Raw genomic sequence first — 14,411 nt, forward strand, 5'->3', positions numbered from 1 at the left:
AGTGGCGGGCCGGACACTGGAGAGCTGGAAGGTCCCGGCGGGCATGAGGTGGGTCAAGCCCGCCGCCGTCGGCGACTCGTCCGCTGCCTCGCTGGTGGAGTGCCATGCTGGGGATACGCCGCCGCGCATGGTGAGGGTGCCGACGGGGCCCATGAGGGGACGGTGGGAGACAACGGAGGGGACTGCGAACAGCTTGCGGAAGGCCAGGTTCCGCCACCACCGTCTGGTGGTGATGACCTCGCCGTGTCGATCTCTGCTCGGGTAATGTACGGCGGTTTCGTATACGAGCGCCTCGTTGGTGGACATCGGGTCGGAAGCGCCCCTATGTCCGAAGCTCATCCGGATCGCGCGCGCCGACCAGTCCACCCCGATCAGCCGGAAGCAGAACCTATTATCGAACAACCGCGCCGCAGGCCGTGCGGTGCTCGGTGGCGATTCGTTGCCGACCGCCGTCCGGTCGCTGGATCCCACCGAGGCCTGCGCCGAGCCTTCGGATCATCATTGGAATGGGGGTCGCACGATTGGGTGCGGTGGATGTTTGTGCCCGTGCGTTTGCCGCTACGCTCCCGCCTGCATTCGTCGGTGATGGCGCTGGTTTCTGTCGGCGGCGGTGTTCGTCGTCGCCGCGCTTTCGTTGGGGGAATCAGGATGGCCCAGGAGGTTCCGTCGTGGCTGCGCCGATGGATGGTGGGCGGCGGGGTGGGCACGCACGGGCTGCGAGAGGTTCTGCGTCGGTTGGAGGCTCAAGAGCTCACGCCGAAGGACATCCGTGCGCTTCTCTTGGTACGTCTGGACGGGCCGGACGGGGACGGGATTCGGCAGCGTGTTCTGGAACATTTGCAGGCTCGACCGCACGTGGCTGTCAGCGTCCTGTCTGTGCATGCCCAAATGGCCGGGCTGCCTGTTCCGACAGTAGATCCTGAACCGATCAACGGTCGTGGCGGCCTCGCGTTCCGCGGACAGGCGGTTCTCGAACTTGAGGACGGGTCGATATCCGGAGAGACGTGCGTGGCGACGTCGAAGTCCGCCGTCCGTCACGCGGCGAGTTTGAGTCTGCTGAACCGGTTGGTCGACGGCAGGCTGATCTTGAACGAAGACACAACCGTCGCTGGGGAAGGGATCCTGGAACCAGGGGAGCCCGTGGCGGCACCTGGTGGTGGGGAATCGTCATGCCACTGGTCGTCGATGACCCCGCATGAGTTCCTCGGCGCGCTGACTGAGTGCGCCCGCCTTCCCAACCCCGATCCGCAGTTGGTGGGCCACACGCTGCAGCGGGCCCGGGCGGGCCTGTTGGACGACAAACAGCTGGCGGTGGTGTTGTTTCGGGCACGCTCGGCAGCATGGGACGAGGTTCGGCGTGAGGGAGTGCACGCGGCAACCCGGATCCCGGTGATGCTGCCGTATGTGCTCAACCAGTACGCCGCGTTGACCGGGGTGTCGACCGGCCAGTACGGCGAGGGCATTGGGCCGGACGGTACGAAATGGGCTTCCTTCCGCATTATCGTCGACGGGCGAATGCGCACGTTCGGTCCGTGCTATGCACCGGGCAAGGCAGCACGACAGGCAGTGCGCCTGGAAGCCGTTTCTGAACTTGCAGGCCTGGATCCGTCCGCCGGGTGGCCGGACACTGCGGTCGGCGACAGCGAATGGCTGGCCGTAACGGGAGCTGCGACGGCCATCTCGGTGCTGGACGTCGCGAGGTCGCGGGGGTGGATCAGTTCTCCGCAGTGGCGCGACGGCAAGGCTACCGCCGGAATATCGCAAGCGTGGGTGTCCTGTCAGCACGACGGCGACACGGTCGGCGCGACGGCCAAAGGCGGAAACCGGAAGCAGGCCCGCCAAGCCGCGGCAGGAGCGCTTATCTTGCTCCTCAATGAGCGTGCCCGCCCCGCAACCGCGGTCCCAGCGATTGCCGTTCCCTCTTCGAACAAGGGTACTGAACCCGTTGCGGAGCCGGACTCAACGAGCGTTTCACCGCTAGCAACCGTCCCGGCCGCGCCGGAGCCTCGCGCCCCGCAGCCCTCGTCCGAGTCCGCATCGTCGACCGAGCCGCCCTCGGCTCCCGAGCGACCAGCCGTTGTCGGCACCTCGGCAACCCGGGACAGACTGCCGAGCCTTGACCGTGACACGCTCATGACCGAGCTCGACGACGGCGCGTACTTCGTCTTCGACACAACCGTTCCGACTGTGGAGGCGGGCCTGCTGTGCGCGTTGTCCGACCATGTCCAGGCTGCGCCGGAGACAACAGTGCGTCGCATCCTCGTCGGTCGGCAGGGCGAATCGTTCAGTTTTCGATGCGGGCGGATCAGCACCGGTGACGCCATCGCGTTGCTGGCCGGACCAGCACGCGAGCGATGGCACGACTCTGCGCGCGTGTGGACGCGCGTCATTCACCTGGCGTTGGACGCGATCGCGCGCCACGGGATCGCGCCGGCGTTGGCCGACACGAACCGGCGGGGGGCCCGCTATCCGACCTGGCGCGTCGGGGCGTTCGATGCCGACCAGGCCGAACTGGTGAACCAGCTCGCCGGGCAACTCGAGGATTCGCCGTACATCCTCGGGGACTGGGCGCGCGGCGAGAACGTGCGGGAGTCGGTCGACCTGGTCCGGGCTGTGCGAGGCATGATCGACGCGGTCGCCGACTACCTGGTGAGTTCGTCCGGGCGTGGCCATCTGCACGGACCGGTCCCGTTCACCGGTGCCGCCTACGTGTACGACGCGGACCGCATCAGCACCGTGCAGCGGTGGGTCGACGACGCGGCCGATTCCGACGACCTCGACTCCGAGGCGCCGTCGCTTCAGCTGACCGTCCTGCCGCCCCGTCCGGACACCGCTGTGCTGGAGGCGACCTTGCAGCTGTGTCGGGTCCCGGGCAGCGCCGACACTGCCGTTGACGCCGATGAGGTGTGGTGGGACGGCACAGTTCTTGCCCGTTTCCCCAACGGTCCCGACTTGCGCGAGCGCGTGCGCAGACGTCTGCGGCTGGCAGGACGGACGCTGCCGTCGCTGGAGGCGCTGGGCGCGGACCCGTATCCGGCACGCTGCTGGCTCAGCGCCGCAGACGCCGCCTTGTTGCGGGGCAGCGCGGCAGACACCTTGACCGGCTTGGGGGTCGAGGTGGTCTGGGACAAGGACTGGGCCGACGCACTCTCCGTCGAAGCCGTCATTGAACCAGCGGAGTCGACCAGTCCGCTGACTGGGCGTCTCGGGTTGGGCGAGCTGTTCGACCGACGGTGGCGCATCACCGCCGATGGCCAGATCCTTAACCCCGCCGAGCTGGACCAGCTTCGCCGGGCCGAACTTCCGTGGATCATGCGGAGGAACCGCTGGGTCATGATCGATGACAAGACGCAGGAATGCCTGCGCCAGCCCAAAGCGACCACCATTCCCCGGGCGCAGGCTATGCTCGACGTGTTCGACGGCTGGGTGACGATCAACGGGCGAGCCTACGCGTGCACTCCCGCCGACGGGCTCGCAGCGCTCATCGGGGACCTGCGCTCCACCGACTACGCCGAGGCCGTCCGGCAGGTCAGCACGGAATGTTCGATGACCCTGATGCCGCACCAGGCTCGCGCCGTGGCCTGGATGCTCCGAATGAGCCAGGCCGGTTTCGGATGTCTACTCGCCGACGACATGGGCCTGGGCAAGACTATCTCGGCGCTGGCGTTCCACCAGTCACCACGACGTACCGGCGCGAACCGGCCCACCCTGGTGATCTGTCCCAGCGGCAAGCTGATCGGCCAGTGGGAGCGCGACGCAGCCCGGTTCGCCGGACTGCCCGTCATCAGGTACTGGAAGCAGAAACGCTCCCTTGCCGGGCTGACCCCGGCCACGGTTGTGGTGACCACCTACCCGACTCTCCAAAGCAGCATCGACGAACTCAGCGCCGTCGAGTGGGGATTGGTGGTCGCGGACGAAGCCCAGCGGACCAAGAACGGCGCCACCGGCGCGGCCCGGTGGATCCGTGCGCTTCCCTCCGCCATGCGCGTCGCTCTGACCGGGACGCCCTATGAGAACCAGGCCGGCGAGCTCCGGACCATCCTGGATTGGTGCAACCCCGGGCTGTTCGGGACACCGGCCGAGTTCACCGCCCAGTTCGTGCGCCCGATCACCGATGCCGCCGATGAGCGCCAAGCGGCGTGGGCACATCAGCGGATCCAGCGAATCCTGCGTCCGTTCATCCTGCGCAGGCTCAAAGACGATCCGGCGCTCGGGATGAACCTGCCGGGAAAGCACGAGACCACACACCTCGTCCACCTCTCCGACCGCCAGCGAGGCATGCTCGAAGCGCTGACTGCCGACGATGTCGAGCAGATCACACGCAACCCGAATAGTCCGGCTGTAGGCCAGCTCGCCAAGAAGGTGATCCACGACCAACGCAAGATCACCAACAGCCCAGCCCAATACGACGACCTGCCCGTGGAAGAACTGGGCCTGCCTCCGCACGAACTAGAGGACAGTACCCCGAAACTGACCGTCCTGCGCCGACTGGTCGAACGCCTGCGCGGCACCGGCGAGCGGGCCCTCGTGTTCACCCACTACGTCTACGCCGCGAAGATGGTGCACTACTTCCTGACCAGGCTGGGATACACGAGCTCGCTCTACATTGGCGACGTCGGCGAATCCGACCGCGAGGACCGTATCGAGGCCTTTACCTCCGGCGGCACTCAGATCTTGGTCGCGACCGTCACCACCGGCGGCGTCGGCCTCGACCTGCACTGCGCCAACCACGTGATCCACTTCGAGCGGCACTGGAACCCCGCTGTCGAAGCACAGGCCACCGACCGGGCCTACCGCATCGGCCAGACCCGAATCGTCAACGTCGACTACCTCGTGACTCGCAACAGCATCGAAGACCGGATCTCCGCACTGCTGGCCGCCAAACGCGACCTGAGTAATCTGTATCTGCCAGGCGGAGAATTCGACTTCACCAAGCTGACCGCCGCTGAACTCGTGCACCTCGTCAAACTCAGGACATCATGACCGCCAGCGCAACCGGCGGAGGCGAACGGATCCCCTTCGCCGACCGTGACTTACCCGAGACACCCGCGGGGATCCTCCCAGCCCAGGTTCTCGCTGAGATCGCAGCCGATGCCGCGCGCCGTGCCGCCGCATTGCTGGATGGACGCAACGCAGCTCTCCACGACGATGACGTCGTCGACCTGATCCGGCTGGTCCAGGTAACACAGTGCGATGCCGCCACGGCAGCGGCAGCCGCCGAACGAGCAGGGCTGAGCAACGCTGCATTCAGCCGATTACGCGTGGCCTACACATTCGCAGGACTGGAGGGCGTCCACACCGCGCACCGTGCTCACGACCCGGACCCAGGCGTGATGTACGCGGCGATCGAAACCATCTGCAGCCACCACCACGTTCCCGAAGACGCGCTCACCGTAGATCAGAACCGCATCACCGTGTCCACACTCGGAATCCAGATCCGGCTCAGCATAGGCGCAACGTGGTTCCCGTATAGCTCATCCGGGCAAGGATGGGCACCAGCGCGCGGACAGTCCTCCAGCCCGGCGGCCGCGTACAGTGCAGCCGTACAAGCCCGCCGGGCTCGCCATCGATAGGGCGGGAAGATGCCCACGGACAGGCCGGTCCATGGCCGGTTCCACTGCGCACTTCGTCGCCACGAACAGCCCGCAGCTCCATAGACAGGTCCCTGCCGCGAGCGGTGCTTCCAGCGTTGGTGCTGGTCGTGAAGTTGGCTTGAACGGTGCCGAGGCCCACCCAGGCTGTAGCGCCTCGGGTCGTTATTTGCGACTTCTGTTGATCTCGTGGTGGCCCCGTTACGCATTGGCCCGGTACCGGCTGTTTGGTCGGCCGGGAGCGCTATGGTCGAATACAGTGCTTGCTCACGGAGGGGAGGTGAGAACGTGGCCACGGCTGACCAGGTAAAAGCCATGGTGAAGAGCCATGCGGAGGGAGACGACTCCCGCTTCTACTCCGTGGCCCTACAGGTCGCTGCAGGTGCGGCGCGGCAAGGACAGAACCGGTTCGCCCAGGATCTGCGAGACCTTGTCGACACGCTGCAGACACAGCAAGGCCGCAACTCGACGGCGACGCGTCCGGTCCCGGTGGTCCAGCCGCGCGGCGAACTGGCACAGCTGCTGACGGTCACCTACCCGCAGAACCTCCTCGCCGACCTCGCGCTCGACGAGAGCGTTCGGCAACGCCTCGCACGCGTGTTGCAGGAACAACGACAAAGTGACCGGCTCCAGTCGCACGGCTTCGAACCTCTGCGGCAGTTGCTGCTCACCGGTCCCCCAGGCACCGGCAAGACCATGTCGGCACACGTACTGGCCGGCGAGCTGCGGCTTCCCCTTTTCATGATCCGACTCGACGGGCTCATTACCAAGTTCATGGGGGAGACGGCAGCGAAGCTGCGGCTGATCTTCGACGCGTTGTCGGAGACCCGCGGCGTCTACTTGTTCGACGAGGTCGACGCCCTTGCAGGTGACCGCACTGCTAGCAACGACGTCGGCGAGATTCGGCGGGTGCTGAACTCGTTCCTGCAGTTCCTCGAGATAGACAACTCGGACAGCCTGCTGGTGGCCACGACTAACCATCCGCAATTGCTAGACCGGGCGATGTTCCGTCGGTTCGACGCGGTGATCGACTATCCGCTGCCCGCCGGTGAGGTCGTGCGTGACGTGATCCGGACCCGGTTGTCCAACGTTCCGACCGCTCGGCTGACCTGGTCGAAGGTAGACGCGGCTGCCGACGGTCTCAGCCACGGCGAGATCACCATCGCCGCGGATCTGGCGGCCAAGGAAGCGATCCTGGCTAGCGACGGCCGAGTCACCACGACCAGCCTCTGTGCGGCGCTGCAGGAGCGGCGCCAGCACATGCTCGACTGATCCGCGGAAGCCATGCCAGAACCTCGCGATCGTCCCCATCTGTTCATCCCGGTCTCAGCGCATGCCGCTGACTACTCACCCCCGCGGCGGGCGATCGGGGGGCAGGAAGTTCCCGTGCCAGCGGACCGGCGCCAACACGGCCAGCAGCTGCACGATGCCCTCCGCCAGGTCGACGCTGACGCGGAGGCACGACGGAGCCAGCGAGATGTGCAAGTCGAGGGTGCAGTCGACGGCGTCTACGTCAGCTTCGAGAGTTTCCCCGGGGTGCACCTCGCGCTGGAGAGGCTCGACCCTCAGCAAGGCACCCTCCATCCGGAGCTGCGCGCGGTGCAGGAGGTCGACCTCGGCGACGGTGTCACCGTGGAACGAGCCACCGTGTTCGTGCCGCAGGGCAAGCTCACTCACTTCCTGGACCGGATCACACAATACGTCGAAACTGCAGACGCCGCGAGGCCCCGCAATCGGGAGCTCGTTGATCGTGTCCAGGCAGTGCGGGCGGCGTCGATCGAGGCGTTGTGGACCGATCCGCCGGCTGAGTTCCCGGAGCCGGGGCAGCTGTTCTGGTGGGAGGCGTGGCTGCGGTGGCGCGACGGGAACGAGGTGAGCCGGTTTCGTACGTTCGCCTCTGCCACCGGACTGCGCACAGGTTCTCGTGGCCTTGGGTTCGGGGACCGCACGGTGCTGCTGGTCGAAGCGACCGTCGACCAGCTCGCCTCGGCCGTTGACGTTCTCGACGATCTAGCCGAGCTGCGCCGGCCGCACGATCCGACACAGTTCCTGGCGGAAACGGACGCGATCGAGCAGGCCGCCTGGATCGACGACCTCGCGGACAGGCTCGAGCCCGCCGATCCCGAGGCGCCGACGGTCTGTGTTATCGACAGCGGCGTCTACCAGGAACACCCCCTGCTGCAGGCGTCCCTTCCCCGAGAGGACTGCCACGCCGCAGACCCATCGTGGCCGGTGTACGACGACCGGGGACACGGCACCGAGATGGCCGGCCTCGCCCTATACGGCGACCTTGGCCAGGCCCTAGCCTCACCGCAGCTGCTGCGGCTACGCCATCGGCTGGAGTCGGTCAAGCTGCTCCCACCGCTGCCGCAGCAGAACGCCCCCGATCTCTACGGTGCGGTCACCGCCGCCGGAACGAGTCGTGCTGAGGTCCAGGCGCCGGATCGCCGCAGGGTCTACTCGCTCGCCGTGACGGCACCCGTGGCGACATCGACGAACGGTGCGGCAGCTCCGGCTGCGTCCGGGCAGCCGTCGTCCTGGTCGGCCAGCCTCGATGCGCTCGCCGCCGGTCGCAGCGTCCTCGCCAACGAGGATGGGCTGGTTTTTCTCGACGACGCCGACCACGCCGCGAAACGGTTGTTCATCGTGTCGGCGGGCAACGTGCGGTCCTGGTACCCCGGTGACGAGCACCTCGACCGCAGCGACCTCGAACCGGTGGAAGACCCTGCCCAGGCGTGGAACGTTCTCACCATCGGTGCGTACACCGAAATGGACACCATGACCGGCGCCGCGGCCGACTTCGCCGGCTGGACACCCTGGGCGCCGCGTGGCGAGCTGTCACCGTTCAGCCGTACTTCGGTCGCCTTCAGTCGAGTCTGGCCGATCAAACCAGACGTCGTACTCGAAGGCGGCAACGTGGCCCGCTCACCGGACGGCACCACGTTCGACACCCCGGCGAACCTACAGCTCCTGACCACCAACGCACCCCTCGGAACCACGCGACTGCTGACCACGATCCACGCGACCAGCGCCGCCACCTCTCAGGCCGCGGCGCTGTCAGCGTCGGTGATGGCCGAGTACCCGGCACTGTGGCCGGAGACCGTGCGGGCGCTGATTGTGCACTCCGCCGAATGGACTCCCGCGATGAAAGCCCGATTCCAAGCCGAAAAGAAGAAGGCGCCCCGCATCGCCCTCCGCCGCCGCTACGGCATGGGCGTTCCCGACCTCGCCCGGGCCACCCGGAGCGCCACCGACGCATTGACGCTCATCGCGCAGGACACCATCCGTCCCTTCGCCGAGGGCACCATGCGCGAGATCCACTACCACGATCTGCCGTGGCCCACCGGCGTCCTCGCAGACCTCGGCGAAGCGCAGGTCCGCCTGCGGGTCACCCTGTCGTACTTCATCGAACCCAACCCTGGGCGGCGCGGCTGGCAGCGTCGCTATAGCTACGCGTCCCACGGTCTTCGCTTCGACCTGCGTAGGGCCACCGAGTCCAAGGCCGAGTTCCAGAAGCGGATCAACGCGAAAGCCCTGGCCGAAGATGAGCTGCGAGCCACGTCCAGCAACGACACTGGCGAGTGGTTCTTCGGCCCTGATCACCAGCGCGCACCGGGGTCCCTGCACACGGACATCTGGTTCGGTAGCGCCGCCGACCTCGCCCAGCGCGGCGCACTGGCCGTGTTCCCGGTGACCGGCTGGTGGAAGGAGAATAAGGCACGCGACCGCAGCGATGCTGGTGCTCGCTACGCCATGATCCTCTCGATCGAAACGCCGGACCTCGACGCCGACGTCTGGACACCTGTTGCACAGCAGATCAACGTTCCGTTGACTGTCACCACGGCAACGTGACTGCCGCCGTGGCTCCTAACGTCACAACTTGACCTATAGCGCCGCACCGGACGGCGTCCCGACGGACGCATTGTCACACCGGAGGCGGCGCCAGTGACCGGCTCCGGCTGCCACGGATGAGCTTGCCCGTGACCCGGAAGCGACAGAACCACAGGCCAGCGGCGGTCCGCGATGGGCGCCCGCAGGCCGTCGTATATGTCTCCGATTGGGCTCCGTTGCTCACAGAGCACCCGATACGTCGCGACACTGCCCGATATTGACGCCCGCGAAAAATGCGTCCTGACCTGCACAGATTAACCCTGGGCCGCGCCACGTGACACTCATCGACACCACAAACTCGGGGATTAAAAGTCCACTGCTCTGCCAATTGAGCTAACGGCCCTGCCGAGGGCCAGCTTAGCGGCCGCGCCCGGCGGCCCTGGAAGCGGTCCTGCGCGCGCCTAGGGTGGGTGCGTGGCCTGGTACTGGGAAGCTCTGATCGGCGTCGGCGCCGCCCTCGCGGTCGCCTGGGTGGCGCTGATCGTGGTGCTGGTGATCGTGCGGCCGCGCGGCGGGTTGCTGCGTGAGGCGCTGCGCCTGTTGCCGGACGTGCTGCGGCTCGTCCGCAGACTCGCCGCCGACCGCGACCTGCCTCGCGGCGTGCGCGTGCGGCTGTGGCTGTTGCTGGTCTACCTCGCCTTGCCGATCGACCTCGTGCCGGACTTCGTTCCCGTGCTGGGCTACGCCGACGACGCGATCGTCGTCACCGCCGTGCTGCGGTCCGTCGTACGTCGCGCCGGGATCGATGTCGCGCGTCGCCACTGGCCGGGCAGCGACGACGGGTTCGCCGCGCTCCGCCGCGTCGCCGGCCTCACGCCGGACGTGGGGCGTACATGATCACGGCCACGCCCAGTACACACAGCGCGGCGCCGATGTAGTCCCATCGGTCGGGCTGGAACTTGTCGACGATCATGCCCCACGCCAGCGAACCCGCCACGAAGACACCGCCGTAGGCGGCCAGGATCCGACCGAAGTGCGGGTCCGGTTGCAGCGTCGCCACGAACCCGTACGCGCCCAGTGCGATCACGCCCGCCGCGATCCACAGCAGTCCACGGTGTTCCCGCACGCCCTGCCACACCAGCCACGCCCCGCCGATCTCCGCGAGCGCGGCCAACCCGAACAACAGCACCGAACGTAGGACCGTCATGGCAGAGCACCGTACGGAACCGCACCGTACGGAACCGCACCAGATGGGGCGCGACGGCAGCCGCGCGACACGGTCCCCGGAATCCGCGACACGGCACCGCAGGCGTGGGAGTCCGGTGCCGGACGCAGAACACGGGGTGCTGGACGCAGAACACGCGGCCCGGAAGGCGCAACACGGCGCGTGCTGACAGTCGTCATACCGGTCGGTCGACTGATGCCGCACCGGGGCCTGCGTTCGTAGCGTCGACGGCAATCGACAACGCACCGATCGACGCGAGAGGAACCATCATGACCAGCGCCAACGCAACGACCACGACCCACGGCGACGCCCAGGGCACCGGAGGGCCGCTGCGGCTCGCGGTGATCATCGGCAGTACCCGCACCGGCCGGTTCGCGCCGGTACCGGCCGCCTGGTTCGCCGACGAGGTGCGCAAGCATCACGGGTTCGACGTCGACGTCGTCGACCTGGCGGGACTGGACGTGCCGGATTCGCTCGACGGATCCGCCGACACCGACGCGCTCGGCGAGCGCTTGGCCGCCGCCGACGCGTTCGTCGTCGTCACGCCCGAGTACAACCACAGCTACCCGGCGCCGCTCAAGGCCGCCATCGACTACTTCCACGCGGAGTGGCTCGCCAAGCCCGTCGGCTTCGTCACCTACGGCGGCATGAGCGGTGGCCTACGCGCCGTCGAGCACCTGCGCGGCGTCTTCGCGGAACTGCACGCCGTCACCGTTCGCGACACCGTCAGCTTCTACAACTACCCGGACCGCTTCGGCGACGACGGCATCCCGCACGACGCGGAGTCCGCGAGCCAGGCGGCCAAGGGCATGCTCGACCAGCTGTCGTGGTGGGGCAGGGCGTTGCACGAGGCCCGTGCGGTGCGCCCGTACGGCAGCAACTGATCACCGTGGCCGCCGCCCGCGAGGGCCGGGCGGCGGCCCCGGTGAACCACTGCGTGCGGGTCGTGGTCGAACCACCGGTTCCAGCAGTGGGATGACGATCTTCCACGAAAATCCGTTGACTTCGACCATACTCGAAGTTGCAGGCTTGTGACCATGAGTTCTGCAGGGATCCACGGCCGTGACGACGAACTCGCCCGCATCGGCACGCTCGTCGACGAGGTGCGCGCCGGGGCGGGTCAGACGCTGGTGCTGCGCGGCGAGGCGGGGATCGGGAAGTCGACGTTGCTCGAGTTCGCCGCCGACACCGCCGACACTCGCGTCGCGGCCGACGAGGCGGGCACACCTGGTCCGGTCCACCCGGGCACCGCGCAGTGCGGCCTGTTCGTGCTGCGCGGGGCCGGCGTCGCGGCGGAGTCGGCGATCCCGTTCGCGGGTCTGCACCTGCTGCTGCACCCGGTGGCCGGCTACGTCGACGGGCTCGCCGAACCGCACGCCGGCACGTTGCGCCGGGTGCTCGCGGGTGACGGGTCCGTCGACCGGTTCGCCGCGGGCGTGGCAGTGCTGGAACTACTGGGGATGTTGGCGCAGGACAGGCCGGTCCTGGTGCTCGCCGACGACGCGCACTGGCTCGACGCGGCGTCCGCCGACGCCCTGTCGTTCGCCGCGCGCAGGCTCTCGGGCAAGCGGGTAGGAGTGCTGTTGGCGGTCCGCGAACCGCTCGCGCCCGCGATGCCCACACCCGGCCTGCCCGAACTTCGACTGCCCGGTGTGGACGACGAGTCGGCGCGCCGGATTCTTGCCACGACCGAACTCCCTCGTCACCGTCGGGCTCGGGTCATCGCTGAGGCGGCAGGAAACCCGTTGGCATTGCTGGAATTCGGGTCGTCCGAACGAGACAGTCGGGGTGATCCGTTCGCCGACATGATCGCGGAGTTGCCGCCCGCCACGCGAACCGTGCTGCTGGTCGCGGCGGCGGACGGCACGTGTGACATCGGCACGATTCTCGCCGCGGCGAACGGTCTCGGGGCGTCGATCGAAGACCTTCGCGTCGCCGAGGACGCCGAGCTGGTGATGTTCACCGAGGGCTGCTTCGGGTTCCGGCATCCGCTCGTGGGCACCTCCGTGTACCGGGCGGCCACATTGGCCCGGCGGCTCGAAGCCCATCGGGCACTGGCCGAGGTGCTCGGTGAGGACGCCGACGCCGACCGGCGCGCCCGTCACCTCGCCGCCGCCACGACCACGGCCGACGAGTCGGTCGCCGCGGCCCTCGAGGCCGGTATCGACCGTGCGCGCGTCCGCGGCGGCATGGCCGCGGTCGCCGACGACTACGAACGCGCCGCCCACCTGAGCCCGCAGCCGAGGGACGAGGGGCTGCGGCTGACGTCCGCCGCCCGCGCGGCCGCCGACGCGGGGCAGCCCGAACGCGCCCGTGACCTGGCGGAACAAGCGGCGACGCTGCTTCCGGAGCCGGTGGACGCGACCTGGGCCGCGATCGTCAGGGCGACCCTCGCCGAGGACGACGGCCGCGTCGCCGAGGCGCATCACCTGCTCGTCACGACCGCCCGGCGGATCGCGGGCGAGGCTCCGGAACCGGCGGGCAAGCTGCTCTTCCTCGCGGTCGGTGCGGCGTGGCGGGGTGACGACCCGGCCCGCGGGGTCGAAGCCGCGGCGGTCGCCGACGAGCTGGCGCTTCCCGGCGCCACCCGGGTGCGGGCGCTGGCGACCGCCGCGAGCGCAGACGTCGCGGAAGCGGTCGCGGCGTTGCGCGAGCTCGTCGCCGCGGACTGCACGGAGCTGACGGCCTGCACCGACATCGCGTTGACGCTGCGTTCGGAGGTGCAGCGGTCGTGGTGGTCGCTGCTGCTCGGCGACCCCGACCGCGCCTACGCCAGGGCGACGGACACCGTGCGCGAGGCCAGGAGGCAGGCCGCCACCGGGGTGCTGCCCGCTGCGCTGGGCGTGCTCGCACAGGCGGAGCTGCAGCTCGGTGAACTCGACGCCGCGGCGAAGACGGCGGGCGAAGGACTCGAGGTCGCTACGTGCATCGGCCAGCGGCGCGGCGTCGCGACGCTGTCGGGAGTGCCCGCGCTCGTCGCCGCCGTGCGGGGCGATGCGGACGCCACGGCCTCGTACGCCGCTGACGCGGATCCGGCCTCCGCGGCGCACGCGCTGGCGCTGCTGGACCTCGGCGAGGGCCGGGCCGAGGCGGCGGTCGACCGGCTGGCCGCGGCGCACCGGCCGGGCCTGGCCGGCCTGGCGGCCGTGCCGGACCTCGTCGAAGCGGCGTCCCGCACCGATCGCCCGTCCGACGACGACTTCGCTTCGCAAGCGCTTGCCGACTTCGTGACCTGGGCGAACGTCGTGGACAGGCCCTCGGTGCGCGCCGTTGCCCTCCGCAGTCGAGGCCTGCTGGGCGACCCCGGCCTGCTGTCCACCGCACTCGGTCTGGCCGATCACGCGGACGCCTGGCAACAGGCTCGCACCGAACTGGCCCACGGCGAATGGCTCCGCCGCGACCGCAACCCCGCCAAGGCCCGTCCTCACCTGCGAGCGGCGCTGACAGCGTTCGAACGGCTCCATGCACAGCCCTGGGCCGACCGTGCCCGCACCGAACTGCGCGCCGCGGGTGAGGGCCGCGACAGCCGCCCTGGCCGTGAGACCACCGTCGACACCGACGGCCTCACCCCGCAAGAACTGCGCATCGTCCAACTGGCGGCCGACGGCCTCAGCAACCGCGACATCGGCAACCGTCTGTACCTGAGCCCGCGCACCGTCGGCTACCACCTGTACAAGGCGTATCCGAAGCTCGGCGTCTCCGGCAGGGGTGAGCTCGCGAAACTGGAGCTGATGGCTTGAGCCGCCACTCGTCGTGCCACACTG

The 14,411-nt window shown here is 68.6% G+C and carries 8 protein-coding genes; 7 read left to right on the forward strand and 1 reads right to left on the reverse strand.

Annotation, left to right across the window (positions count from 1 at the left end):
• Positions 1 to 534 precede the first annotated feature (534 nt).
• The 5 genes from LY40_RS12465 (at position 535) to LY40_RS12485 (ending at position 10,319) form a co-directional block, all read left to right on the forward strand.
• Positions 535 to 4,983 (forward strand): DEAD/DEAH box helicase, encoded by a 4,449-nt coding sequence (locus LY40_RS12465; protein ID WP_258936950.1) that lies wholly within the window; start codon positions 535 to 537, stop codon positions 4,981 to 4,983.
• A complete protein-coding gene (locus LY40_RS12470) occupies positions 4,980 to 5,573 on the forward strand; it encodes a hypothetical protein (RefSeq protein WP_258936951.1) in 594 nt (197 codons plus the stop codon). Before LY40_RS12465 ends, LY40_RS12470 begins: the two co-directional genes overlap by 4 nt.
• A 306-nt stretch (positions 5,574 to 5,879) precedes the next feature.
• A complete protein-coding gene (locus tag LY40_RS12475; RefSeq protein WP_258936952.1) occupies positions 5,880 to 6,863 on the forward strand; it encodes an AAA family ATPase in 984 nt (327 codons plus the stop codon).
• A 207-nt stretch (positions 6,864 to 7,070) separates the two neighbouring features.
• Positions 7,071 to 9,443, forward strand: coding sequence for a S8 family peptidase (locus LY40_RS12480; RefSeq protein ID WP_258936953.1), 2,373 nt, complete (start codon positions 7,071 to 7,073; stop codon positions 9,441 to 9,443).
• 453 nt (positions 9,444 to 9,896) lie between these two features.
• Positions 9,897 to 10,319 carry a YkvA family protein gene (locus LY40_RS12485; RefSeq protein ID WP_183781789.1) on the forward strand — a complete coding sequence of 141 codons (423 nt, stop codon included), beginning with the start codon at positions 9,897 to 9,899 and terminating at the stop codon, positions 10,317 to 10,319.
• Here LY40_RS12485 and LY40_RS12490 read toward each other — a convergent pair.
• The gene (locus tag LY40_RS12490) at positions 10,294 to 10,629 is read right to left on the reverse strand and encodes a YnfA family protein (RefSeq protein WP_183781792.1); all 336 of its coding nucleotides are present in this window, start codon (positions 10,627 to 10,629) and stop codon (positions 10,294 to 10,296) included. The two genes, LY40_RS12485 and LY40_RS12490, sit on opposite strands and share 26 nt — an antisense overlap.
• Positions 10,630 to 10,916: 287 nt before the next feature.
• On the opposite strand from LY40_RS12490, the gene LY40_RS12495 reads away from it, so the two are divergent.
• Complete coding sequence (locus tag LY40_RS12495; RefSeq protein ID WP_183781795.1) at positions 10,917 to 11,531, forward strand: NADPH-dependent FMN reductase; 615 nt, start codon at positions 10,917 to 10,919, stop codon at positions 11,529 to 11,531.
• 153 nt (positions 11,532 to 11,684) lie between these two features.
• Complete coding sequence (locus tag LY40_RS12500; RefSeq protein ID WP_258936954.1) at positions 11,685 to 14,387, forward strand: helix-turn-helix transcriptional regulator; 2,703 nt, start codon at positions 11,685 to 11,687, stop codon at positions 14,385 to 14,387.
• Positions 14,388 to 14,411: the final 24 nt, after the last annotated feature.

Source organism: Prauserella salsuginis, assembly GCF_024648885.1.
Taxonomy (GTDB): domain Bacteria; phylum Actinomycetota; class Actinomycetes; order Mycobacteriales; family Pseudonocardiaceae; genus Prauserella; species Prauserella salsuginis.

Excerpts from the sequence above, each read along its gene's own strand:
- LY40_RS12490 (WP_183781792.1), bottom strand. The coding sequence starts at position 10,629 with ATGACGGTCCTACGTTCGGTGCTGTTGTTCGGGTTGGCCGCGCTCGCG.
- LY40_RS12495 (WP_183781795.1), top strand. The coding sequence starts at position 10,917 with ATGACCAGCGCCAACGCAACGACCACGACCCACGGCGACGCCCAGGGC.
- LY40_RS12500 (WP_258936954.1), top strand. The coding sequence starts at position 11,685 with ATGAGTTCTGCAGGGATCCACGGCCGTGACGACGAACTCGCCCGCATC.
- LY40_RS12470 (WP_258936951.1), top strand. The coding sequence starts at position 4,980 with ATGACCGCCAGCGCAACCGGCGGAGGCGAACGGATCCCCTTCGCCGAC.
- LY40_RS12465 (WP_258936950.1), top strand. The coding sequence starts at position 535 with ATGTTTGTGCCCGTGCGTTTGCCGCTACGCTCCCGCCTGCATTCGTCG.